Genomic DNA, 23,346 nt, shown 5'->3' with positions numbered 1-23,346 from the left:
TTATGGGCGCTTATATTGTCCGCCGACTGCTGCTGATCGTCCCCACGCTGCTGGGGATCATGCTGATCAACTTCGCCCTGGTGCAGTTCGTGCCCGGCGGGCCGGTGGAGCAGGCTATTGCCCGCGCCCAGGGCGGCGGTGACGTATTCGGCGGCTTTGCCGGGGCGGGGAATGATGCGGGCGCAGAGGATCTCACCAGCACCGGCAACGACAGCCAATACGTCGGTGCGCGAGGCCTGCCGCCCGAGTTCATCGCAGAGTTGGAGCGCGAGTTCGGGTTCGACAAACCACCCGTCGAGCGTTTTCTCAACATGATCTGGAACTACATGCGGTTTGACTTCGGCGAGAGCTACTTCCGCTCGATCTCGGTCATTGATCTGATCATTGAAAAGCTGCCGGTGTCGATTACCCTGGGGCTATGGTCCACGCTGATTGCCTATCTGGTGTCTATTCCGCTGGGCATACAGAAGGCCGTGCGCGACGGCACGCGCTTCGATACCTGGACCTCGGCGGCCATCATCGCGGCCTATGCGATCCCGGGGTTTCTCTTTGCCATCCTGCTATTGGTGCTTTTCGCGGGTGGGTCCTATTTCCAGATCTTCCCGCTGCGGGGGCTGACCTCCGACAACTTCGATCAGCTGAGCCCGCTCGGCAAGGTCGCGGACTACTTCTGGCACATCACCCTGCCGGTGCTGGCCTCGACCATCTCGGCCTTTGCCACGCTCACGCTGCTGACCAAGAACAGCTTTCTGGACGAGATCAAGAAACAATACGTCATCACCGCTCGCGCCAAAGGCCTGCCGCAGAACCGCGTGCTTTATGGCCATGTGTTCCGCAACGCCATGCTGATCGTGATTGCGGGCTTCCCGGCGGTCTTCATCGGGGTGTTCTTTGGCGGCTCGCTGATTATCGAGACGATCTTCAGCCTCGATGGGCTGGGCAGGCTCGGTTTCGAGGCGGCGGTTGCGCGCGACTACCCCATCGTTTTCGGCACGCTTTTTATTTTCGGGCTGATCGGTCTGGTGGTCGGGCTGCTGTCGGATCTGATGTATGTGCTGGTTGATCCTCGGATCGACTTCGAGCGGCGGGAGGGATAGCGCCATGGCCCTCACCGACCCATTACCAGAGCCCGCCCCGGGCCAGAGCGCGCCGCCACCGGTGATGAAAAAACCGCGCAAGGGCTGGCTGTCGCCGCTCAACCAGCGCCGCTGGCGCAACTTCAAACGCAACCGGCGGGCCTATTGGTCCTTGTGGATCTTCGCCATCCTCTTCGGCATTTCGCTGATGGCGGAGTTCGTGGCCTACGACAAACCGATCCTCATTCAGTACCGGGGCGATTACTACACCCCGATCTGGAACTTCTACCCCGAGACAGCCTTTGGCGGCGACTTCCAGACCGAAGCAGTCTACCGCGACCCCGAGGTTAAGTGCCTGATCGCCACGGGCGGGCTGGACTTATGTTTTGACGACCCCGAAGGCTACATCGTCGATGCCGAAGATGGCATCGTGGATGGCAACGCGATCGAGCGGGGCTGGGCCATCTGGCCCCTGATCCCCTACTCCTTCAACACCGCCGTGGACCGTCCCGGCGCAGCGCCCCTACCGCCCAACGGTCAGAACCTGCTGGGCACGGACGGCACCAAACGCGATGTGCTGGCGCGGGTCATCCACGGTTTCCGGCTGTCCGTTCTCTTCACGCTGATCGTCACCGGAGCCGCCAGCCTCATCGGTATTTTTGCCGGCGCCGTTCAGGGGTTCTTCGGTGGCAAGACGGATCTGATCTTTCAGCGCGTGATCGAGATCTGGTCCTCCACCCCGTCGCTTTACGTGATCATCATCATGTTCGCCATTCTGGGGCGAAGTTTCTGGCTGCTGGTCATCCTGCTGGTGCTCTTTTCGTGGACATCGCTGGTGGGCGTGGTGCGGGCCGAATTCCTGCGGGCCCGCAATCTTGAATACGTGCGCGCGGCCCGGGCACTGGGCGTCAGTAACGTAACCATCATGTTCCGCCACATGTTGCCCAACGCGATGGTGGCCATGCTGACCATGCTGCCTTTCATCATCACTGGCACCATCTCCACTCTCGCGATCCTCGATTTCCTGGGCTTCGGCCTGCCCTCCTCCGCGCCATCGCTGGGGGAGCTGACGCTCCAGGCCAAGCAGAACCTGCAGGCGCCCTGGCTGGCCTTTACCGCCTTTTTTACCTTCGCGATCATGCTATCGCTGCTGGTGTTCATCTTCGAGGGGATCCGCGACGCCTTCGATCCGCGAAAGACCTTTTCATGACAGCACTGTTGGAGGTCAAAGACCTGCGCGTCAGCTTTCGGCAGGACGGTGCGCTGACCGAAGCGGTCAAGGGCGTCAGCTTTTCCGTGGCGCGCGGCGAAACGGTCGCACTGGTGGGCGAGAGCGGTTCGGGTAAATCGGTCTCGGTCCTCTCCACCCTCGCACTGCTGGGAGAGAGCGCAGAGGTCTCGGGCTCCGTCACCTATGACGGTCAGCAGATGATCGGGGCCAAGGAAACGCAGCTTCGCAAGATCCGCGGCAATGACATCAGCTTCATCTTTCAGGAGCCGATGACCTCGCTCAACCCGCTGCACACGATCGAGAAACAGCTGGCAGAAAGCATCGCGCTGCATCAGGGGCTCGCCGGGGCGGCTGCCCGCGCCCGCATTCTGGAGTTGCTGGAGCAGGTGGGCATTCAGGACGCGGAAACCCGGCTTACCAGCTATCCGCACCAACTCTCGGGCGGCCAACGTCAGCGGGTGATGATCGCCATGGCGCTGGCCAACGAACCGGACGTGCTGATCGCCGATGAGCCGACCACGGCCCTTGACGTCACGATCCAGGCGCAGATCCTCGATCTGCTGAAGGATCTCAAGGACCGGCTGGGGATGGGCCTGTTGTTCATCACCCATGATCTGGGCATCGTGCGGCGCATCGCCGACCGCGTCTGCGTCATGCAGCACGGCAAGATCGTAGAAAGCGACTCTTCCGAGCGCCTCTTTGCCGCCCCGCAACACCCCTACACAATCAAGCTGCTCGGTGCGGAACCCTCGGGTGCGCCCGCGCCGGTGCCGTCGCAATCGCAGGTCATCGCCGAGGCGCAGAACCTCAAGATCTGGTTCCCCATTCAGGCCGGGCTGCTGCGGCGCACCATCGGTCACGTGAAGGCCGTGAACGACGCGACGCTCAGCGTCCGCGCGGGCGAAACCATCGGCATCGTGGGCGAGAGTGGCTCCGGCAAGACCACGCTGGCGCTGGCCATGATGCGCCTGATCGCCTCCGAAGGGCAGATCGTCTTCATGGGCGATGACGTGCGGCGCTGGTCCACCCGCCAGCTGCGCAGCCTGCGCAAGGATATGCAGATCGTGTTTCAGGATCCATACGGCTCGCTCAGCCCCCGGATGACCTGCGCCCAGATCATCTCCGAAGGGCTGGGCATTCACAAGGTCGATGCCGGGCGCGACACCCGCGAGCTGGTGCATGAGGTGATGGAGGAGGTCGGGCTGGACCCCGCCACGATGGACCGCTACCCCCATGAGTTCTCAGGAGGTCAGCGCCAGCGCATCGCGATCGCCCGCGCCATGGTCCTGCGCCCGCGCCTGCTGGTGCTGGACGAACCGACTTCCGCACTCGATATGACCGTGCAGGTGCAGATCGTGGACCTGCTGCGCGATCTGCAACGGAAATACGGGCTGGCCTATATCTTTATCAGCCACGATCTGAAGGTCGTGCGCGCCATGTCGCATCAGGTGATGGTGATGAAGCGCGGCGATGTGGTCGAGGTGGGCAATGTGGACGCGGTCTTTGACGCACCGCAGCACGATTACACCCGCACCTTGCTGCAAGCCGCGACCTGAGTCTGTCAGATGGCGCTGGCGTGCCCGGCCTTGGACATGTCGTAGGCATCGAAGAACCGCGCGATGATCCGGGTCAGCGGTCGCGCCTCCTCCGGAATACGGAGCCCGGTGGCGCTCACCTCCACCATGTCACCGAAATGCGCCGCAGCGGATCGCATCAGCCCCGGCAGCCGCGTGCGAAACTGCGGAAACTGTGCGTCAATCTCCGCTCGGCATACCTCGAAATCGCACATCAACGCCTCGATGATCCGCGCGCGCCACAGATCGTCACCCGCAAAGACGTGTCCACGCGCAGCCGCGAACTGCCCCGCCTCGATCGCCTTGACATAGGCGGAGGTCGCGGACGCGTTCTGCGCATAGCCCTGCGGCAGCTTTGAGATGGCGGACGCCCCAAGGCCGATCAGCACCTCTGCCGGATCATCCGTATAGCCCTGGAAGTTCCGCCGCAGACGGCCCGTGCGCGCCGCAATCGCCAGACCATCGTGCGGGGCTGCGAAATGGTCGATCCCGATCATCTCATACCCGTCCCAGTCAAAAAGCCGTTGCGCCGTCTCGAACAGCGCCAGCCGCTCTTCGGGGGAGGGCAGCGCACCGCTCGGGATCATCGACTGCCGCCGCGCCATCCACGGCACATGCGCGTAACCATAAAGCGCGACCCGGTCGGGGTTCAGCGTCAGCAGCTTCTGCACCGAGGCGGCGATCCGCTCGGCGTTCTGATGCGGCAGGCCAAATAGGATATCGGCATTCAGCGAGGTAATCTGCGCGCCACGCAGCATCTCGGTGGCTGACCTTGTCACCTCGAAACTCTGGTCGCGCCCGATGACCTTTTGCACCTCCGCATCAAAGTCCTGCACCCCGATGGAGGCCCGCGTCATGCCAGCCTGGGCCAGCGCCTCGACCCGGGCCACGTCAATTTCGTTGGGGTCCACCTCCACCGAGAACTCCGCCCCCGGTGCCAGGGGGGCCACCTCCGCCACCGCACCCGCCAGCGCCGTGATCATCTCAGGCGACAAGAGCGTTGGCGTCCCCCCGCCCCAGTGCATCCGGCTGAGTGTGACACCTTCGGGCAGGTGCTGGCCCAGCATCGCGATTTCCCGCATCAGCGTATCCAGATAGCCCGCCACCGGTGACAGCGTCCGCGTGCCTTGCGTCCGGCAGGCACAGAACCAGCACAGGCGCCTGCAAAACGGGATGTGCAGATAGAGCGAAATACGACTGCCCGGCGCGATCGCCTCCACCCATTTCCGCATCTGGGCGGGACCAATCGAGGGTTTGAACTGAGGGGCGGTCGGGTAGCTCGTGTACCGAGGTACCATCGCGTCAAAAAGCCCCAGCTTTGCCAATTTGGATGTCATATGCATACTGGTAGCATAGGGTAAAAACTGTCAGTTAACCTTGACACAGATCAAAGAGAGGAAGCGTTACATGTCGCAGGCCGTGGTCCCCGACCTCAGGAATTGTTCGGATTGTCCGATCCGTCACAGGGCGGTCTGCGCCAGATGCGAACCTACAGAACTCGCGCTGCTGGAAAAGATCAAATACTACCGGCGATACAGTGCGGGCGAGACGGTGATGTGGGCGGGCGATCACATGGATTTCGTGGCCTCCGTTGTCGCGGGCGTGGCAGCACTCACTCAGACCATGGAGGACGGGCGCACGCAGATGGTGGGGCTGCTCCTGCCATCTGATTTCGTGGGCCGCCCGGGTCGCTCGACGGCGGCCTATACCGTGACCGCTACCACCGCGCTGACCATGTGCTGCTTTCACCGCGGGCCCTTTGAGCGGATGATTGATACCACGCCGCATATCGCGCATCGCCTGCTGGAAATGACACTGGATGAGCTGGACGCCGCGCGGGAATGGATGCTGGTGCTGGGCCGCAAGACCGCGCGCGAAAAGATCGCGAGCCTGCTGGCCATCATCGCCCGGCGCGATGCCGCCCTTGCCAATGCCGCCCAGGGCCGTGGTCTGGTTTTTGAGCTGCCGCTGACCCGCGAGGCGATGGCCGACTATATCGGGCTGACGCTGGAGACGGTCAGCCGCCAGATGTCCGCGCTCAAACGGGAACGGGTGATCGAGATCACTGGCTCACGGCAGATCACCGTCCCTGATATGGACCGGCTCTTGCTGGAGGCGGGCGATGACAGCGACGGCGGCTATCTGAACTGACCGGCGTGTCGCGTCAGACGGGCAGCGCTGTGGTCTTGAACACCGTCCGGAGCGCAAAGCTCGATTGCATCTGTCCGACACCGGGCAAACGGGCGAGCGACTGGCGATGGATGCGTGCGAAATCCTCCGTGTCCTGCGCCACCACTTTCAACAGGTAGTCAGCCGAGCCCGCCATCAGGTGGCATTCCAGCACATCCGGGATCCGCGCGACCGCTTTTTCGAAAGCGTCCAGCACCTCGTCGGTCTGGCCCTGCAGCGTAATCTCCACGAACACGGTCGTCGGCACCTTCATCTTGCGCGCATCCAGCAATGCGACGTAATCACGGATGTAGCCGTCCTTCTCCAGCCGCTGCACCCGCCTGTGGCAGGCCGAAGGCGACAGGTTCACCGCCTCGCTCAGCTCCGCGTTGGCCATACGCCCCTTGCGTTGCAGCGCGCTCAGAATCCGCCGATCAATCGTATCAAGTGCCATTCTTGCAAGAATCTCCTGCCAGTTCCCCGATCGGGATAAATATATTCGCAAGATACCGGGAAAGACGAGCGACCTTCGATGCCCTTTTGCGGATTGCCTGCCCTAGGCTTGAATCAGCACCCAGCACAGAGGACACACCCCATGATCATCGGCTGCCCCACAGAAATCAAACCCCAGGAATTCCGCGTTGGCCTCACGCCCAATGCCGCGCGGGAGGCGGTGAACCACGGCCATGAGGTTCTGGTCGAGATCGGTGCTGGCACGGGCGCTGGCTTTACCGACGCCGACTACACGCAAGTGGGCGCGCGGATCGTTCCGACCGCCGAGGAGGTCTTTGCCGCCGCAGAGATGATCGTGAAGGTGAAGGAGCCGCAGGCGGTCGAGCGCAGGATGCTGCGGGACGGTCAGCTGCTCTTTACCTATCTGCATCTGGCCCCCGACCCCGATCAGACGCATGACCTGCTGGCCTCCGGTGCGACCTGCATCGCCTATGAGACCGTGACCGACGACCGCGGCGGGTTGCCCCTGCTGGCACCGATGTCGGAGGTGGCAGGACGTCTGGCACCGCAGGTCGGTGCCTGGACCCTGCAAAAGGCCAACGGCGGGCGCGGCGTGCTGATGGGCGGTGTCCCCGGTGTCGGACCTGCCCGCGTGGTGGTGATCGGCGGCGGTGTCGTCGGCACCCACGCCGCGCGCATCGCCGCAGGCATGGGGGCGGATGTTACCGTGCTCGACCGGTCACTGCTCCGCCTGCGCTATCTCGACGATGTTTTTGGTGGCGCGTTCAAGACCTCCTATGCCTCGGCCGGAAACACCATGGAGCTTGCGCACGCCGCCGATATGATCATCGGGGCCGTGCTGATCCCCGGCGCTGCCGCGCCCAAGCTGATTTCCCGCGCGCAACTGGCAGATCTAAAGCCGGGCGCGGCCCTGGTGGATGTGGCCATTGATCAGGGCGGCTGCTTTGAGACGTCGCGCGCGACCACCCATCGGGATCCCGTCTACGACGTGGACGGCATCATGCACTACTGCGTGGCCAATATGCCGGGGGCTGTGGCGCGCACCGCCACAATCGCTCTGGGCAATGCAACCATGCCCTTCATGCTGGCGCTGGCGGACAAGGGGTGGCGGCAGGCCTGCTCGGACGATCCCCATCTGTGCGCGGGCCTCAACGTCCATGCAGGGCAGCTGACCTATGCTGCGGTGGGCGAAGCACTGGGCATTGACGTGATCACGCCCGAGGCAGCGCTAAAGCACTGACCCGGGCGCAAACCTCCGGCGCGCTGGCGCCGGGCGGGTGGGCGTTAAAAGCCGATGAACCTATCCGCCAAGGCCATGAAGAGCGGGATGCTGAGGATTGCCACCGGCGTGCCCAACCCGGTGGACGCCCCCACATAGGCAGACGGGTTCGCCTCGGGCAAGGCGCCGCGCATGGTGGGGGGGCCGGAGATGTCCGAACTGGACGCCGCCATGATCGACAGCAGCACCACACCGCCTGCGGAGAACCCCGTGAGGTGATGCGCGACCATCCCCAGGCCAAAGCCCAGCAGACCGTGGACGATCGGCGCGGTCAGCCCATAGAGCACATAGGCATGGGCCACCTTGCGCAGCTCGGACAGCCGCGACCATGCCTCCATCCCCATCACCAGCATCAGGATCGACAGCAAGCCCCGGAACAGCGGCTCGTAAAAGCTGGCGTAGACTGCTTCGGGCCGCGCCAGAAGACCGATGGCGATGCCCAGCAACAGCGCAGAGATAGCAGCGCTGCGGAAGGTATCGACAAGGATGCCGCGCACCAGATCGCCGTCAAATCCCGCGCCTTGACCACCGCCACCGCTGCCCACGGTCATGGTACCGCCCGCCTGTACGGATCCGGCGGCCTTCCGCGCCGCACTCATCCGCGCCAGCACGATGGCCGTGACCAGCGCGGCAATGTCCATGAAGGGATAGAGCGCACCGATGAAGCCCTCGTAAAAGATCCCGTCGGCGTCCAGCATCGCCATGCCAGCCGCCAGCGTGGAGGCCGATACCGCACCAAAGAGCCCCGCCGTGGCCATCCCGTCCATCTGTGACACCCCCCGCCACCGGGCGAGCGTCCCCTGCCCCAGAAGGACGATGCCAATCCCGACGAGTGCCGCACAGACGGCAGGCACCGCCAGAGCGATCAGATCCGCTTCGCGGACGGAGATCCCCGCGCCCAGCCCGACCTTGAGCAGGAGTAGCATCACGATGAACTTATAGACCGGGTCCGGGACCTCCAGCTTGCTGCCGAGCGCGGCCAGCATCATGCCGCCCAACAGAAACGCCAGTGTCGGTTTTTGCATCTGTGCCAGCATTGTGCTGGCAATCTCTATCAGGCTGTCCATCACGATCCCCTTTTCATCCGGTACCGGGGACATATGATGCAAGCGCTTATGGAAATAAAATATATGTTTTGATCAGTATCATTCTATTTAATAGATGAATAAGCAAGCCACGGCCCTCAAATGAAAACGGCACCGCCATGGGCGATGCCGTCACGACCTAATTGATGCCTGCGTTGCCGCCTGTGTCAGGCAGACCGTTTCAGCTGATCGCGGATCTCCAGCAGCACGTCGAGTTCGGTCGGGCCTTTGGGGGCTTCGGGCGCTGCCTCTTCTTCGGCGGTGGCGGCGTCCTTGATCCGGTTGACCATCTTGACGAGGAGAAACACCACGAAGGCCACGATCAGGAAATTGATCACCGCCATGACAAACTTGCCCACCGCAAAGACGGGCACGCCCGATTCCGTGGCGGCCTCGATGGAGGCGAAGCTCTCCTCGCCCAGCACATAGAACCAGCCGGAGAAGTCGATCCCCCCGGTAAAGAGCGCGATGATCGGGTTGATCAAATCGCCCACCAGAGACGTGACAATAGCCGTAAACGCCGCCCCGATAATGATCCCAACGGCCATGTCCATGACATTGCCCTTGGCGATAAAGTCTTTAAATTCCTGGATCATTTGTCCCTCATCCTGTCGTTTCCGGCCTCTTTGGTCTGGGCCGGCTCAAAAGTGTTAACACAACTTCTGAAGATGGCGAGCCCGTTTTGCCGGGGATTTCCGCCGACCAATGTCGGTGTTGCCCCAGGTGCGGGCCGTCGCGGAGGGATAGGTAAAGGGCGCGCGTGACCCGCTCTAGCCCGGCAGGCTGCCTGTCAGAACATAGCGCAGGATGTCGACCACCTGCGAAGGCTCCTGTGCGACGGCGAGGGCCGCGGCATCCACCTCTTTCAGCGCATGCGCGTGATCCGGGCCGTGCAGGATGATCAGCGACTTTCCCAGGGCCGCGGCGTATCCCGCATCAAAGGCCGCATTCCATTGCTTGTACTGATCGCCAAAGCGCACCACGACCACATCTGCCTCCGCCAGCCCCTTGCGGGTTCGGATCGCGTTCACCATGGCACCCTTGTGATCGTGCCAGTATTTGTTCTCTTCCCCACCCAGAATCGCCACACCGCAGTCATCACTGGCCGCATGATCGGTCACGGGGCTGTCAAACTGCACGTCGAGCCCTTTGGCCCCCGTCTGGATCTGCTCGCGCCAGTCAGTGTGAATTTCGCCTGACAGATAAACCTTCAGCGTCATGGTATTCTCCTTGCTTACGTGCAGCACTCAGATAGCGCGCGGGACACGCCCGTCGCGTCCTATCCGCGCAGCACGGCACCGGTGGCCTTAGTGACCTTGGCAACCACCCTTTCACCGATGGCCTCGATGTCCTTGTCCTTCAGCGTTTCAGTCTGCGGCTGCAAGCGCACGGTCAGGGCGATGGATTTCTTGCCGTCGCCGAGGCTGCCGCCGATAAACTCGTCAAAAATCCGCACGTCCTCGATCAGCGCCTTGTCCGCCCCCATTGCCGCATTGACGAGCGTCAGCGCCTCCACCTCGGCATCCACGACAAAGGCAAAGTCACGCTCCACCGCCTGAAGATCGCTGATCTTGAGCGCACCGCGCGTGGCCCCTGATTTGCGCGGCTGTGGCACCTCTTCGGGCCAGAGGGTGAAGGCCATCGCAGGGCCTTTCACATCCATCTCCGCCAGCACCCGGGGGTGCAGTTCACCAAAGACGCCCAGCACCTTTTTCGGTCCCAGACAGATCATCCCGTGCCGACCCGGATGCCACCACTCCCGTGCGCCGCGCAGGATCTGGACCTTGGCGGGGGCACCCATGGCGGCCAGAACAGCCTCGGCATCGGCCTTCACGTCGAAAACATCGACAGGCCGCGCCGTGCCGTGCACATCCCGCGGGCCGGTGCGGCCCACCAGCAGACCGCTCACCAGAAGATGCTGCTCCCCCGGCTCCCCACCGTGAAACGCGGGTCCCACCTCGAACAGCGCCTGATCCGCAAAGCCACGCGCCTGATTGCGGGCCGCCGCGCGCAGCAGCGCGGGCAGCAACGCGGGGCGCATGTGGCTCATGTCACTGCTGATCGGGTTGTCGAGCTGCGTTGCATCCTCGCCGCCACCAAAGAGGGTTGCGGCCTTGTGATCGATAAAGCTGTAGCTGACGCATTCGTTGTACCCGAGGGCCGCACAGGTCCGCCGTGCCGCCGCCTCACGGCGTTGCATGGGCGACAGGATCGGTTTGGGCACACCGTCCGTGAGCCGGGGCAGAGGTTTGCCCTGCAGCTTGGTGAGCGACGCAATCCGCGCCACCTCCTCCACCAGATCCGCCTCGCCCTGCACGTCCGGCCGCCAGCTGGGCACCTGTGCCATATTGCCTTCGAGCACGAACCCCAGCGACGTCAGTGTCTGGCGTTGCACACTTTCCGGGATGTCCATGCCGACCAGCGACCGGACGCGCGCGGCATCAAGCCGGTAGGACCGCTCCGTCGAGGGCACCCTTCCCGCTACGATCACCTCGGAGGCCTCGCCGCCCGCGTGATCGAGGATCATCCGGGTGGCGTGCTCGATCCCGTAGGGCGTCCAGGCAGGGTCGATCCCCCGCTCGAACCGGTAACGCGCGTCGGAATTGATCTTGAGCGCGCGCCCGGTGTAGGCCGTGCGCACCGGGTTGAAATAGGCCGCCTCGATGAACACATCGCGCGTCTCGTCGGTGCAGCCGGACGCAAGCCCCCCCATGACACCCCCGATGCTCTCCACGCCCGCGTCGTCAGAGATCAGGGTCATGCCCTGCTCGAAGGTATACTCCTTTTCATCGAGCCCCACGAGCGTCTCACCCCCTTCGGCGCGATGGACGCGCAGGGTGTTCCCCGCGATCTTGTCCGCATCGAACACGTGCAGCGGGCGGTTGCGATCGTAGGTGAAAAAGTTCGTCACATCGACCAAAAACGAAATCGGGCGCAGGCCGATCGCCCGCAGCCGGTCCTGCAGCCAGTCGGGCGAAGGGCCATTCTTCACCCCGCGAATGACCCGACCGTAAAACACCGGGCACTGCGCCAGCGTATCGCCGTCAATGGTGACTGACACAGGACAGGGGAACCGGCTCTCCACAGGCTCCGCATCGCGTTTTTTCAACCGTCCGAGCCCCCGCGCCGCCAGATCACGGGCAATGCCCCGCACGCCAAGCGCATCGGGCCGGTTGGGCGTAATCGCGATCTCGATGACCGGGTCCACCTTGGCCGGATCATTCTCGGCCAGCCAGTCGGTGAAGCGCTGGCCAACCGTGCCACTGGGCAGTTCGATGATGCCATCATGCTCGTCACTGAGCTCCATCTCGCGTTCCGAGGCCATCATGCCGAAACTCTCGATCCCGCGGATCTTGCCCACACCGATGGTGGTGTCGATGCCCGGCACATAAGTACCCGGTTTTGCGACCACAACCGTGATGCCCTCCCGCGCGTTGGGCGCACCGCAGATGATCTGGGTCAGCCCGTCGTCGGTCTCCACCTGACAGACCCGCAACCGGTCGGCGTCGGGGTGCTGCTCTGCCGATTTGACGTAGCCGATGGTGAAATCCCGCAGTCGTGCTGCGCGATCCTCGACACCTTCGACCTCCAGGCCAAGGTCGGTCAGCGCCTCGGTGATCTCCTCGAGCGTGGCAGAGGTTTCGAGATGGTCTTTCAACCAGGAGAGCGTGAATTTCATCGGATCGCACCAGGGTCATATCGGTTTCGCGCCCTGATAGCGGAAAGCCCCCCGGGGGGAAAGTGATAGCTGAGACGAAGGGGGCCGTGCAGGCCAGCGCGGGGTTTACTCCGGCGACAGCTCTTCCTCGGGATCTTCGGCGTTACGCCGTCGCAGGCTTGCCAGCCAGCGGTCCACCAGCAGGATCGGGGCCAGCACGATGGTCCACCCCAGCACGTTCAGCACGGTAAAGACGATCTTCAGATCGCGCGGCATGTCCGACAGCCACATGAAGACATGTGCCACGAAAATGAGGCACAACATGACGGTCACAAGCAGGATCCGAAAGCCCTTGTCGGGCGCATCATCTTCTATCATGACGAGAATCTTAACACGGCAACACACGCCTGTCGAGAGCTGGTGCAAAACCTGCCCGGTGAAGATGCCATCGGGCTGACGGGGTGATCCTCGGCACAGACTCAAAAGCGCCCCGGCCTTCGAAAACTGCCTCAGCCAGCGTGGCCTAACGGCTCAAACCGCCGTGCAGCGTCGGCTGATCAAGGCTCGCAAACCCGTAGTGGCGCAGCCACCGCAGATCACTGTCGAAAAAGGCGCGCAGATCGGGAATGCCGTATTTCAGCATCGCGATCCGGTCGATCCCCATGCCAAAGGCAAACCCCTGCCATTGATCGGGATCGATGCCACCGGCCTTGAGGACATTGGGGTGCACCATGCCGGAGCCGAGGATCTCCAGCCAGTCATCCCCCTCGCCCACTTTGAGCGTACCGCCTTCCCAGGAACAGCGGATGTCCACTTCCGCCGAGGGTTCGGTGAAGGGAAAGTGCGACGCGCGAAAGCGCAGATCCACACCGTCCACCTCGAAATAGGCCTTCACGAATTCTTCCAGCACCCATTTCAGATGCGCCATGGAGATGTCGCGGTCGATGGCCAGCCCTTCGACCTGGTGGAACATGGGTGTGTGGGTCTGGTCGTAATCCGCGCGGTAGACGCCACCCGGGCAGATGATGCGCAGGGGTGCGCCCATCTTCTCCATGGAACGGATCTGCACGGGGCTGGTATGGGTGCGCAGCACATGGGGCGGGCGATTATCGCCTTCCGCCCGGTGCATGTAAAATGTATCCATCTCGGCCCGTGCGGGGTGATGACCGGGGATGTTGAGCGCGTCGAAGTTGTACCAGTCGGTGTCGATCCGTGGTCCTTCGGCGACGGAAAACCCCATTTCGGCAAAGATGGCCGTCAGTTCTTCGGTCACCTGGCTGATGGGGTGGATCGTGCCCTGCCGCCGGTCCCGGGCAGGCAGTGTCACATCCAGCCACTCCTCGCGCAGCCGCGCATCGAGCGCCGCATCCGCGAGCGCTGCTTTCTTGGCTGCCAGCGCCGCGTTGATCTCATCTTTCAACGCATTGAGCGCGGGGCCTGCGACCTGCCGCTCCTCCGGGGTCATACGGCCCAGCTCGCGCATCTTCAGCGCCACTTCGCCCTTCTTGCCAACGGCGGCGAGACGGATGGCCTCCAGCGCGGCCTCATCACCCGCATCGGCCACCTGGGCCAGGTATTTCTGCTTGAGATCGTCCATCCCTGCCGCTCCACGTCCAAAGGTGCGCAGGTGCTAGCAGACTGGCCGCTGATTGCAAGCCGCGGGGTCACCAGACCGGGCAGGTTCAAAGGGACGGGGACCGGCATCGGGCCTGTGAGGCGCCGTTGGACACCCGTCCGGCCCGGCCCACGGGCCGGGCAGCCCCCGACCCTCCTCGATGGAGGGGAGGGGGCTTTCCCCCTTTTGGCCCGAAGGCGCACTCCTTTGCACCCTCTAAACGCCCGGAACGCGTGTGCCCTGCTAGATTTGCCGCGAAAAGACCAGCGCCATGGAATCGCTCAGCGTCAGCGGCCCGCCTGTGTAGTCAGACCCGATGGAGGGCGTGCGCAAGGCAAGTTTCCATCCCTCCCCCTCGATCCCAGGCACCGGCAGGGTCAACGGGTCCATCTCCGCCGTCGGTTTGCCTTCCATATGCGCGACGGCAAAGATCTGCTCCCCCTCCGGCCCGTGCCGCAGCGCCGTGAACACCGTGCGTCCCTCTATGGGATGGAGATAATCAAACCGGTCCTTGGCCCCATAGTTTTTCTGCAACCAGGGTCGCGCCCGCCGAAAATTCCGGGTCTGCAGACAGAATTCGGCCTGAGCAGCATCTAGCGCGGGCAGCGAATTGGACACGTTGCAATATTCGTGCATGTCATCCATCCACGCGCGCGCGATCTGCTTCAGGGCAGGTACCGTGAACTCCGGCCCCGCCAAGGGTGGCTCGGAGGTGCGCAGCAGCCGCACGATCTCGTCCAGATCGTATTCGGTGACCTCCACCAGCGCAGGCAGGAAATCCATGAAACGCGACAGCTCCTCGCGCGTCTCGAACCCCAGCTCCTTGAGCCGCCGGAAATTGCCGGGCACGGAGTAGCTGTACTCATCCACCTGCCACTTGAGGCTGATCGCCTCTTCTGAGACGACCTTGACCCCGTAGCGGTCGTCCTGATTGCGGATGAAGCCCCAGCTGGCCCGCGCCATGGCGTTGAGGAAATCCATCGGCACACCGGGCAGCGCCACATAGGTCAGCACGTGGACCGCGGGGTTGTCATAGGCTTTGTCGAGGATCTCCATCCGGCTGCGCCCCAGCCGTGTGTTGACGTTGAGCTTGGGGCTCACCTGCGTGCCGCGGCGCAGCGTGTCGTGGTTCGACGTCCCGGAAATCCAGTTGGCACCGACCTCCACCATCTCGCGGATACGCCAGAATTTCGACAGCCAGAACGTATAGAGAAACGGCGTGTTATGGGCAAAGGTCAGCGGCCCCCACTGAAACACGTCGTCATCGCGCTGCCCCTCGATCACCGCGCGGTAGGTGGAGGACAGCTCCCAGTCCTCATCGGGCCAGGGCCGACCGTCCTCGAAGATGAACCAGGGGCGGTACTCGGTGCCCGCGACCTCCTGCACGATATCGGCCATGGATTGCAGGTAGTCATCGTCGTGGCGCAGCTCCTGTGCCGCGCCGTCCCACCATTTGAAATCCTGAGCACCGTCCACCCGCACCGCATCGGCACCGAAGTTCACCTTGCGCCGCTGCATCTCCAGCAGGATCGCGCGCACCGCCGGGTTCTGATAATCGAGGTTCTGCCCGTACATATTGGGCCCACCAAAGAAGTGACCGTTGAGCGCCCGCAGACCCTGATTGTCCGAATGCCCGAACACCACGTCAAAGATCAGCTGCTTGGGCTTGCTGGGAAACCCGTGCAACACCGCCGCCAGATCCACCAGTTCATCCGGTCTGCCGCTTTCCAGCAGCACCGGGTTCACGGTCGCCATCCCGGAAATGACGATGTCATAGCCCCAATTGGTGGTATCGGGCCGCAAGAGCGAGACAATGACCGCCTCGCTGTCGCCATCGGCCTCCTCCCAGAAATCAGGCCCGGCCTCGTAGACGGTCGTGGGCTCCACTGGCAAAAGCTGCACCGCGTCATAGCCCAGAAAGAGCTGATCTGCAGGCTCCAGCGGCAGATCGCGCGAGACCCGTTCGGCGAGCCGCTGGTAGTGCCGGGTGAGGCTCGCGAGCGTCCCGCCTGCCGTGGCTGTCGGCACATGAATCTGCAGGATGTTGACGGGCGGGCCGACCTTGTGCGGCACATCGGATTTGAGCGCCTCGAAGTAGGCAGCATCGCCTCGCGCGGCCTGCATCGCGGCCACATCGTAGAGCTCCGCCGGGGCCATCGCACCAAAGGGCAGCGACATGGCGAGCGGGTCAAATATGCGGTGCCATTGATCCTCCGCGTCACGCCAGGCCAGCGCGTAGAAATCACCGATGCTCTCCCGCGTGCCCACCCGCATGCCCGAAACGGCTGTGAAGCAATGCGCCTCCTGCCGGATCACCGGGACCCAGGCCCGCTCAAAACTCACGGTCTGATGGGCGCGGGTCAGATCGAGCGGCTCTGTCGGGCGCAGGATTTCCAGAAAGATGTCGCCCGACGGCACCCGCGCATCCAGAAGCTCCGGCGTCCAGTAGCCGAAAATCGCCAGATCTCCTTCGACACGACCGCCCAACCGCGCCGCAATCCGGCGCTCGGCGTCAAAGCTTGTTTCGGCCATGGTCAGCGCATCCTGTGCGGCATCGGCCTCCGCTTGCGCTGCGGTCTCCACAAAGATGATGTCGTTCTTGAGTGTCATCGGTCTCTTTCTCTAGGTCTTCGGGCCACCGTGCCGTCCGGCACGGAGATTATTCTGCGCCCCCGGGCACACCACTTAGTCTGTGCCCGGGGGCACAAGGATCAGAGTGGCAGAGGGCGGTAAGTCTAGCAATGCGCTTGCGGGCTGGCCCTGATGCGGCGCGTCCGTCGCCTCGATAGTGCCGCCTGTATCGCGTCCCTCGCCACCGTAGGCCACCGCATCGGTGCTCAGTGCGACGCGCCAGCGCCCGGGCTGCGGCAGGCCAAGCCGGTAGGCGCCATGCGCCCGATCCGAGAAGTTACAGACCACCACGGCCTCCCCACCCCCGCCCCGGCGGATCCACGCATAGACAGACCGCGCCGTGTCATCGGCTTCGATCCACTGGAACCCGGCCGCGTCACAGTCCTGCGCATGCAGCGCGGGCAGGTCGCGGTAGATCCCGTTGAGATCGCGCACCAGCCGCTGCACACCCTCGTGCAACGGTCGCTCCAGCGCGCCCCAGTCCAGCTCGGCTTCATGGTCCCACTCTGCGGCCTGGGCAAATTCCTGCCCCATGAACAAAAGCTTCTTGCCCGGATGGCCCCACATGAACCCGTAGTAGGCCCGCAGCCCGGCAAAGCGCGCCGCCCCCTCGCCCGGCACGCGCGCGAGCATCGAGCCCTTGCCGTGCACCACCTCGTCATGGCTGATCGGCAGCACGAAAGCCTCTGAAAACGCATAAGTCAGCCCAAAGGTCATGCGGTGGTGATGCTCTGCCCGGTGCTCCGGCGGCAGGGACAGATAGCTCAGCGTGTCGTGCATCCAGCCCATGTTCCACTTGAACCCGAACCCAAGCCCCCCCTGATCCACCGGCGCCGTCACGCCCGGAAAAGCGGTGCTTTCCTCCGCCACCGTGATGCTGCCCGGATAGGTCGTCTGCGCCATGTCCGTCACCGCGCGCAGAAACGCCATTGCCTCGTAATTCTCGCGCCCACCGTCTCGATTGGGGATCCATTCGCCCTCCGCCCGGCTGTAGTCGCGGTAGAGCATGGAGGCGACCGCATCCACGCGCAGACCGTCGAAGTGATACTCCTGAAGCCAGTAGCGCGCATTGGCGGCCAGATGGCCCGCCACCTCGCGCTGACCGTAGTTGTAGATGTAGGTGTTCCAGTCCGGGTGGAACCCCTCGCGCGGGTCCGCATGCTCATAGAGCGGTGTGCCATCGAACCGGCCCAGCCCGTGATCGTCCGTGGGGAAATGTCCCGGCACCCAGTCGAGGATCACCCCCAGCCCCGCCCCATGCGCCGCATCCACCAGCGCGCGCAACCCCTCGGGCGGGCCATGCCGCACGGTGGGCGCATACAGCCCCACCGGCTGATAGCCCCAGGAGCCGTCAAAGGGGTGTTCGTGCAGGGGCATCAACTCGATATGGGTAAAGCCCATGTCCGCCGCGTATTGGACGAGCGTCTCGGCCGCCTCACTGTAGCTGATCGCGCGCCCCTGTGCGCTGCGCCGCCAGGATCCCAGGTGCACTTCGTAGATGGACACAGGCTCGGACCGCAGATCCCGCCGGGCCCGCGCATCCATCCACGCCGCGTCGGCCCAGTCATAAGCTGGCAGCGCGCGCACGACAGAGGCATTGCCCGGCGGATGCTCGGACCCGAAGCCCACGGGATCGGCCTTGGGCGGCAACAGGGTGCCGTCGGCGCCGATGATCTCATATTTGTAAACCGTGCCTGCGCTCAGACCGGGCAGAAAGATCTCCCATAGCGCACCGACCCGCTGCATCGGGTGGCGCCGCCCGTCCCACCCGTTGAACGGCCCCACGACGGAGACGCGCTGCGCCTGCGGCGCCCAGACAGCGAAGTGCACCCCTGCCGTGCCCGCGTGGGTCACCGGGTGCGCGCCCAACACGCGCCAAAGCTGCTGATGTGTGCCCTCGCCGATGAGATGGCGGTCAAAATCGCTCAGCACCGGCGGAAATCGGTAAGGATCCTCAAACTGCCAGACAGAGCCATCGGGACTGGTCGCTTCAAGGTGGTAGGTCCCGTCGACAGGGCCGCGGAACACGCCGTCGGTCCCGTCAACCGGCACCAGTTCGACCCGCGCCGCATCCGTCAGCGCTGCCACCCGCGCCGCATCCGGCACAAAGACGGTCACCGTGCGGACACCATCCGACACATGCGGCCCGAGGACCGAACGGGGCTCAGCCAATCTGGCGGCGCACAGATCGCTCAGCAGGTCGATCTCGGGGGATTTCATCTCCATCACCTCAAAGACTATGGCCGCGGGCGCGGAATGCAAGCGCTGCAGCGCAGAAAGGCCTACCGAAGCACGGACCGCAGAAAGGCCTGCGTGCGCGGGACCTGTGGCGCGGTAAAGATCTGCTTGGGCGCGCCTTCCTCGACGATCACGCCGCCATCCATGAAACAGATGCGATCCGACAGCTCACGGGCAAATCCCATCTCATGGGTCGCCAGCACCATGGTCATGCCACCCGACCGCAGACGGCGCAGGACCTCCAGCACTTCGCCCACCAGCTCCGGGTCGAGCGCGGCGGTGATCTCGTCAAACAGCATGATCTCGGGCTGCATGGCCAGCGCCCGGACGATGGCCACCCGCTGCTGCTGCCCGCCCGACAGCTGATCGGGATATTTGCTCATATGGGCGTCCAGCCCGAACTGCTGAAAGAGGCGCTCGGCTGCAGCGGTGTCCGTCTGCCCCAACACCCGGCGCGGCGCCAGCATAACGTTCTCAAGGGCGGTCATATGCGGAAAGAGGTTATAGGACTGAAAGACGATGCCAATACGCTGCCGTATGGCCGCCAGATCGCGCCCGGGTTCCGAGATATCCTCGCCGTCGAGCAGCACAGTGCCGTCGTCGATGGGCTCCAGCTGGTTGATGCAGCGCAGCAGCGTCGATTTGCCGGAGCCGGACGCACCGATCAGGCAGACCATCTCGCCCGCGGCAATCTGCATGTCGATGCCGCGCAGCACCTCCTGAGCGCCAAAGGACTTGCGCACGTCCCGCAGAACGAGCTTAGCGCCGGGCATTGCGGTCCCGGTTCAGCAGATGATCCGCGTAGCGCGTGGCAGGCACGGTCACCGCCAGAAAGATCACCGCGGCAACCACGTAAGGCGTGAAATTCGCCAGCAGGCTCTTGTAGATGCCCGCCTGACGCAAAATCTCCACCGGGCCGATAAAGCTCAGCAGCGCCACGTCCTTTTGCAGCGCCACGAGCATGTTCATATTGGCAGGCACCACGCGGCGGATCGCCTGCGGCAGGATCACGTAGCGCATGGTGTCGCGCTCGCTCAGGCCAAGGCAGATGGCGGCGTTGCGCTGGCTTTCGTGGACGCTTTCGATGCCCGACCGCAAAACCTCCGCGATATAGGCGGAATAGGTCAGTACCAGCGCGACCGTGCCCCAGATATAGGGCGAGTTCCAGGGCCGCGGCAGTCCCAGCCCCGGCACCCCGAACCCGATCAGATAGATGGTCAGCACCACCGGCACGCCGCGGAAAACATCCACATAGACGGCCCCGGCGATCCGGAGCGGAAAAAGCGCGGGCGACCGCGCCCCCCGCGCCAGAGCGATCGCCAGCCCCGTCGCGCAAATCAGCGGCACCGACCAGGCGAAGATCATGACATCAATCGCAAAAGCCCGCAGCAGCGTGGGAAAGGTATCCACAAAGATACCCCCATCGAAAAAGCTCGCCCGCACCGCGGGCCAGCCGGGGGCAAGCGGCACCAGCAGGATGAGCCCGGCTGCAACGACGGCGGTGCTCAGCACAGCGACGATCAGAGATCGCCGCCGCTCCGCCGCCTCATATGCCTGCCTGCGGTTCACGCCTTATTTGATCAGCGGGACGCCCGTGGCTTCCTGCAGCCAGGTGGCCTCGATCTCCGCCAGTGCGCCATCCGCGGCGAGCGCGGCCAGCGCCTCATCCACGCAGGCCTTGAGCGGGTTACCTTCGGTCATCAGCATGCCGAAGCGGTCGGGGTTTTCGGTCTGATCGGCGGAAAACTGGCCAAGTACCTGCCCGCCCTCCAGCACCGCTGCCGCGAGATAGAGCGCTGTGGGCAGATCAAAGAGCGCCGCATCCACCTGGCCCGCCTTCATGGCCTCGACCACGTTGACGTTGTCATCATAGACGAGCGGCCCCGTGGCAGGAGCAATGGTCTGCATCACGACGGGCAAGGCGGTGGTCGTTGCCATGACCCCCCAACGCAACTGCCGCAGGCTGTCCAGATCCGCGCTGACATCACCGCCGCCCCGCACCAGCACCGCCATGGGGGCCGTGTAATAGGGGGTAGAGAAATCCACGACCTTGTCGCGTTCCTCGGTGATGGAGAACTGCTGGAGGTTGAGGTCGAAATCCTTGGCGCCGGGCTGGATTGCCTGATCGAAGGACGTGCGCGTCCAGATCACATCGCCCGCGTCAAACCCCATGCGCTCGGCCAGCGCGTAGGCCACGGCCGCCTCGAACCCCTGCCCGCTTTCGGGCGCATCGTCGATGACCCAAGGGTAGTAGGCCGGGTTTCCGGTGGCGATGGTCAGTTTGCCTTCGGTCAAGGTCTTGTCGGCGGCGCATTGCGCCGCAGCACTGCCCGCGATCAGCACCGCCGCGATCGCTTGCGATGACAGATATTTCCACATGATGACAGCTCCCCGTTTTGTCCTGTGTTGCGCCGTATCTGATCACGCCTGTTCGCGCGGGGCCAGCCCCTTGTGCCCACAGGCGTCGGCCCGTGCATGGTGCGCTGAAAAAACCGGCCCTGCCCCGGTGTCGGGTGGCGATTGATCAGACCAGGCCGAGGGCAGGCAAGCCCCCTCACCTCCATCGAGGAGGATCGGGGGCTGCCCGGCCCGAGGGCCGGGTCGGCGCCAGGATCAGGACAGTATGTCAGAGGGCCCTGTCGCGCGCCCTGCCCTGTTTCCAGCGGCGATGCACCCAGAGCCATTGATCCATATGTGCGCGCACCTGCGCCTCCAGACTGTCATTGAGGGCCTGGGTCATCTCTTCGGGGGTGGTGTGCGGCACCGGCGCCTCGATCACGACCTCGAAGCTCAGACCGTCGGGCTGACGCACCCCGTAGCATGGCACCAGCAGCGCGTCATACCGCAGCGCAAGCTCTGCCGCGGACAGTGCCGTGTAGGCGGTTTGGCCAAAGAACGTCAGCGGTGCTCCGGATTTCATATGCTGGTCGATCAGCAGGGCGATGGCATTACCTGCCTTCAGGAACTTGAGCATCTCGCCCATGCCGCGCCGACCCCGCAGGAAAAGCGGCGTGCCCACCTGACTGATCCGCGAGACGTAGAAATCGTTGAACCCGCGGTAGTTCATACTGCGGTACAGCCCGCCCACCCGGTGCCCCCGCTGGATCAGGATCGACCGGGCAATGTCATAGTTTCCGAAATGGCCCGAGACGATGATGATGGGGCGGCCCGCCGCGCGCGCGGCGTCGACGGCCTCGATCCCGGCACCCCGCACCGGGGTCCGGGCTGCAACCTTGACGAGATCCTTCGGCGAGAAGAGCTCCGCCAGGGTGCGGCCGATCTGGTCGGGCACGGCACGGGCGAGCCGCGCCTTCTCGGCCTCCGCCATCTGCGGGAAAATCAGCGTGAGATTGTCGTGGACCCGGCGCGGGTAGCCAATCACAGGGCCCACGATCCGGCTGATGACCCAGCCGCTGGTGGGCACCCGCTTGTGGTAAGGCAGCAATGTCAGGATGCGGATGATCCCGATGATCATCGCGCTGACGAGCCGATCCTGCAGGGGTACAGTGTCGTCAGAGGAAGAGGATGTTTTGCCGGTCGCTGCCATGGCGCATATGCCTTGCTAGAGATACCGGACTTCTATCATCTGCACGCCGCGGCTCAAGAGCGCTGCGTGCTGGCCCGGGCGGAATGGCTTTCGAAAGCCATTCGGCGCTCGCCCGGACCGATGTGCAACGCGGCTCAGGCCGCCAGTGCGTCCTGCGCCTGCTTGACGATGGCGCCGAAGGCATCGGGTTCGTGCACGGCGAGATCAGCGAGCACCTTGCGGTCAACCTCGATCCCCGCAAGCGTCAGACCGTTGATGAAGCGGCTGTAGGTCAGCGCCTCGTCGTGGCTGCGCACGGCGGCGTTGATCCGCTGGATCCACAGCGCGCGGAAGTTACGCTTGCGGTTCTTGCGGTCGCGCGTGGCGTATTGGTTGGCCTTGTCAACGGCCTGACGCGCCACCTTGAAGGTATTCTTGCGCCGACCGTAGTAGCCTTTGGCGGCTTTTACGACCTTGCGGTGACGGGCGTGGGTGACGGTTCCACCTTTGGTACGGGACATATCAGTTCTCCTGGATCAGCGGTCGTAGGGCATGAAGCCCTTGACGATCTTTGCATCGGGCGCGGACAGTGTTGTCGTCCCGCGCGCATCACGAATGAACTTGCGCGTGCGCTTGATCATCCCGTGGCGCTTGCCTGCCTGACCAGCCATGACTTTGCCGGTGGCCGTCACCTTAAAGCGCTTCTTGGCGCTCGATTTCGTCTTCATCTTGGGCATTTCCGTCTCCTTGGTTGGCGGTATCTGCGCGACTCGGCATGCCACTTTGGCCG

The 23,346-nt window shown here is 63.9% G+C and carries 21 protein-coding genes; 5 read left to right on the top strand and 16 right to left on the bottom strand.

The annotated features are described in order from the left end of the window. Positions 1-2: 2 nt before the first annotated feature. From Q1A53_RS03845 to Q1A53_RS03835, 3 genes are all read left to right on the top strand, one after another. Complete coding sequence (locus tag Q1A53_RS03845) at positions 3-1,097, top strand: microcin C ABC transporter permease YejB (RefSeq protein ID WP_299963150.1); 1,095 nt, start codon at positions 3-5, stop codon at positions 1,095-1,097. 64 nt (positions 1,098-1,161) lie between these two features. Continuing rightward, a complete protein-coding gene (locus Q1A53_RS03840; protein WP_299964419.1) occupies positions 1,162-2,286 on the top strand; it encodes an ABC transporter permease in 1,125 nt (374 codons plus the stop codon). Next, positions 2,283-3,863 (top strand): ABC transporter ATP-binding protein, encoded by a 1,581-nt coding sequence (locus tag Q1A53_RS03835; protein ID WP_299963149.1) that lies wholly within the window; start codon positions 2,283-2,285, stop codon positions 3,861-3,863. The genes Q1A53_RS03840 and Q1A53_RS03835 overlap by 4 nt, the downstream gene beginning before the upstream one ends. A gap of 5 nt (positions 3,864-3,868) precedes the next feature. Here the strand turns inward: Q1A53_RS03835 and hemN are convergent, their stop codons facing one another. Next, positions 3,869-5,224: an oxygen-independent coproporphyrinogen III oxidase gene (gene hemN / locus Q1A53_RS03830; protein ID WP_299963148.1), complete on the bottom strand. Its 1,356-nt coding sequence runs from the start codon at positions 5,222-5,224 to the stop codon at positions 3,869-3,871. 64 nt (positions 5,225-5,288) lie between these two features. Between hemN and fnrL the strand changes: the two genes are divergently transcribed. Next, positions 5,289-6,032, top strand: coding sequence for a transcriptional regulator FnrL (gene fnrL / locus Q1A53_RS03825; protein WP_299963147.1), 744 nt, complete (start codon positions 5,289-5,291; stop codon positions 6,030-6,032). A gap of 13 nt (positions 6,033-6,045) precedes the next feature. Here the strand turns inward: fnrL and Q1A53_RS03820 are convergent, their stop codons facing one another. Next, positions 6,046-6,504: an Lrp/AsnC family transcriptional regulator gene (locus tag Q1A53_RS03820; protein WP_299963146.1), complete on the bottom strand. Its 459-nt coding sequence runs from the start codon at positions 6,502-6,504 to the stop codon at positions 6,046-6,048. Between the two features lie 141 nt (positions 6,505-6,645). Between Q1A53_RS03820 and ald the strand changes: the two genes are divergently transcribed. Beyond that, on the top strand, positions 6,646-7,764 hold the full coding sequence (ald, locus tag Q1A53_RS03815; RefSeq protein ID WP_299963145.1) for an alanine dehydrogenase: 1,119 nt from the start codon (positions 6,646-6,648) through the stop codon (positions 7,762-7,764). A 44-nt stretch (positions 7,765-7,808) separates the two neighbouring features. Here the strand turns inward: ald and Q1A53_RS03810 are convergent, their stop codons facing one another. From Q1A53_RS03810 to rpmI, 14 genes are all read right to left on the bottom strand, one after another. Then, positions 7,809-8,903 carry a sodium-dependent bicarbonate transport family permease gene (locus tag Q1A53_RS03810; protein ID WP_299963144.1) on the bottom strand — a complete coding sequence of 365 codons (1,095 nt, stop codon included), beginning with the start codon at positions 8,901-8,903 and terminating at the stop codon, positions 7,809-7,811. Between the two features lie 152 nt (positions 8,904-9,055). Next, positions 9,056-9,484, bottom strand: coding sequence for a large conductance mechanosensitive channel protein MscL (gene mscL, locus Q1A53_RS03805; RefSeq protein ID WP_299963143.1), 429 nt, complete (start codon positions 9,482-9,484; stop codon positions 9,056-9,058). Positions 9,485-9,658: 174 nt separating this feature from the next. Next, entirely contained in the window at positions 9,659-10,108 is a 450-nt protein-coding gene (locus Q1A53_RS03800; RefSeq protein ID WP_299963142.1) for a YtoQ family protein, read from the bottom strand. Between the two features lie 59 nt (positions 10,109-10,167). Beyond that, positions 10,168-12,567 (bottom strand): phenylalanine--tRNA ligase subunit beta, encoded by a 2,400-nt coding sequence (pheT, locus tag Q1A53_RS03795; RefSeq protein WP_299963141.1) that lies wholly within the window; start codon positions 12,565-12,567, stop codon positions 10,168-10,170. Positions 12,568-12,672: 105 nt separating this feature from the next. Further along, positions 12,673-12,924, bottom strand: a complete 252-nt coding sequence (locus tag Q1A53_RS03790) for a hypothetical protein (protein ID WP_299963140.1) — start codon at positions 12,922-12,924, stop codon at positions 12,673-12,675. Positions 12,925-13,069: 145 nt separating this feature from the next. After that, a complete protein-coding gene (gene pheS, locus Q1A53_RS03785; protein ID WP_299963138.1) occupies positions 13,070-14,143 on the bottom strand; it encodes a phenylalanine--tRNA ligase subunit alpha in 1,074 nt (357 codons plus the stop codon). Positions 14,144-14,404: 261 nt separating this feature from the next. Further along, positions 14,405-16,771 carry a glucosylglycerol hydrolase gene (gene gghA, locus Q1A53_RS03780; protein ID WP_299963136.1) on the bottom strand — a complete coding sequence of 789 codons (2,367 nt, stop codon included), beginning with the start codon at positions 16,769-16,771 and terminating at the stop codon, positions 14,405-14,407. A 75-nt stretch (positions 16,772-16,846) separates the two neighbouring features. After that, complete coding sequence (glgB, locus tag Q1A53_RS03775; RefSeq protein ID WP_299963134.1) at positions 16,847-19,012, bottom strand: 1,4-alpha-glucan branching protein GlgB; 2,166 nt, start codon at positions 19,010-19,012, stop codon at positions 16,847-16,849. Positions 19,013-19,074: 62 nt separating this feature from the next. After that, positions 19,075-19,803 carry an amino acid ABC transporter ATP-binding protein gene (locus Q1A53_RS03770; RefSeq protein WP_299963132.1) on the bottom strand — a complete coding sequence of 243 codons (729 nt, stop codon included), beginning with the start codon at positions 19,801-19,803 and terminating at the stop codon, positions 19,075-19,077. After that, positions 19,790-20,599, bottom strand: a complete 810-nt coding sequence (locus Q1A53_RS03765; protein ID WP_299963130.1) for an amino acid ABC transporter permease — start codon at positions 20,597-20,599, stop codon at positions 19,790-19,792. Before Q1A53_RS03765 ends, Q1A53_RS03770 begins: the two co-directional genes overlap by 14 nt. Positions 20,600-20,602: 3 nt before the next feature. Then, positions 20,603-21,409: an ABC transporter substrate-binding protein gene (locus Q1A53_RS03760; protein WP_299963128.1), complete on the bottom strand. Its 807-nt coding sequence runs from the start codon at positions 21,407-21,409 to the stop codon at positions 20,603-20,605. A gap of 247 nt (positions 21,410-21,656) precedes the next feature. Continuing rightward, positions 21,657-22,577, bottom strand: coding sequence for a lysophospholipid acyltransferase family protein (locus Q1A53_RS03755; protein WP_299963127.1), 921 nt, complete (start codon positions 22,575-22,577; stop codon positions 21,657-21,659). A gap of 134 nt (positions 22,578-22,711) precedes the next feature. After that, a complete protein-coding gene (gene rplT / locus Q1A53_RS03750; protein WP_299963125.1) occupies positions 22,712-23,077 on the bottom strand; it encodes a 50S ribosomal protein L20 in 366 nt (121 codons plus the stop codon). Between the two features lie 15 nt (positions 23,078-23,092). Continuing rightward, positions 23,093-23,293, bottom strand: coding sequence for a 50S ribosomal protein L35 (gene rpmI / locus Q1A53_RS03745; RefSeq protein ID WP_027263382.1), 201 nt, complete (start codon positions 23,291-23,293; stop codon positions 23,093-23,095). Positions 23,294-23,346: the final 53 nt, after the last annotated feature.

It is taken from the genome of uncultured Roseobacter sp., assembly GCF_947496515.1.
Lineage (GTDB): Bacteria > Pseudomonadota > Alphaproteobacteria > Rhodobacterales > Rhodobacteraceae > Roseobacter.
Note: the sequence above shows the minus strand (reverse complement) of the source record. Positions and strands in the feature narration are given on the sequence as shown.

Coding starts and splice junctions, on each gene's coding strand:
- Q1A53_RS03845 (WP_299963150.1), top strand. CDS start 3: ATGGGCGCTTATATTGTCCGCCGACTGCTGCTGATCGTCCCCACGCTG.
- Q1A53_RS03840 (WP_299964419.1), top strand. CDS start 1,162: ATGAAAAAACCGCGCAAGGGCTGGCTGTCGCCGCTCAACCAGCGCCGC.
- Q1A53_RS03835 (WP_299963149.1), top strand. CDS start 2,283: ATGACAGCACTGTTGGAGGTCAAAGACCTGCGCGTCAGCTTTCGGCAG.
- hemN (WP_299963148.1), bottom strand. CDS start 5,224: ATGCATATGACATCCAAATTGGCAAAGCTGGGGCTTTTTGACGCGATG.
- fnrL (WP_299963147.1), top strand. CDS start 5,289: ATGTCGCAGGCCGTGGTCCCCGACCTCAGGAATTGTTCGGATTGTCCG.
- Q1A53_RS03820 (WP_299963146.1), bottom strand. CDS start 6,504: ATGGCACTTGATACGATTGATCGGCGGATTCTGAGCGCGCTGCAACGC.
- ald (WP_299963145.1), top strand. CDS start 6,646: ATGATCATCGGCTGCCCCACAGAAATCAAACCCCAGGAATTCCGCGTT.
- Q1A53_RS03810 (WP_299963144.1), bottom strand. CDS start 8,903: ATGTCCCCGGTACCGGATGAAAAGGGGATCGTGATGGACAGCCTGATA.
- mscL (WP_299963143.1), bottom strand. CDS start 9,484: ATGATCCAGGAATTTAAAGACTTTATCGCCAAGGGCAATGTCATGGAC.
- Q1A53_RS03800 (WP_299963142.1), bottom strand. CDS start 10,108: ATGACGCTGAAGGTTTATCTGTCAGGCGAAATTCACACTGACTGGCGC.
- pheT (WP_299963141.1), bottom strand. CDS start 12,567: ATGAAATTCACGCTCTCCTGGTTGAAAGACCATCTCGAAACCTCTGCC.
- Q1A53_RS03790 (WP_299963140.1), bottom strand. CDS start 12,924: ATGATAGAAGATGATGCGCCCGACAAGGGCTTTCGGATCCTGCTTGTG.
- pheS (WP_299963138.1), bottom strand. CDS start 14,143: ATGGACGATCTCAAGCAGAAATACCTGGCCCAGGTGGCCGATGCGGGT.
- gghA (WP_299963136.1), bottom strand. CDS start 16,771: ATGACACTCAAGAACGACATCATCTTTGTGGAGACCGCAGCGCAAGCG.
- glgB (WP_299963134.1), bottom strand. CDS start 19,012: ATGAAATCCCCCGAGATCGACCTGCTGAGCGATCTGTGCGCCGCCAGA.
- Q1A53_RS03770 (WP_299963132.1), bottom strand. CDS start 19,803: ATGCCCGGCGCTAAGCTCGTTCTGCGGGACGTGCGCAAGTCCTTTGGC.
- Q1A53_RS03760 (WP_299963128.1), bottom strand. CDS start 21,409: ATGTGGAAATATCTGTCATCGCAAGCGATCGCGGCGGTGCTGATCGCG.
- Q1A53_RS03755 (WP_299963127.1), bottom strand. CDS start 22,577: ATGGCAGCGACCGGCAAAACATCCTCTTCCTCTGACGACACTGTACCC.
- rplT (WP_299963125.1), bottom strand. CDS start 23,077: ATGTCCCGTACCAAAGGTGGAACCGTCACCCACGCCCGTCACCGCAAG.
- rpmI (WP_027263382.1), bottom strand. CDS start 23,293: ATGCCCAAGATGAAGACGAAATCGAGCGCCAAGAAGCGCTTTAAGGTG.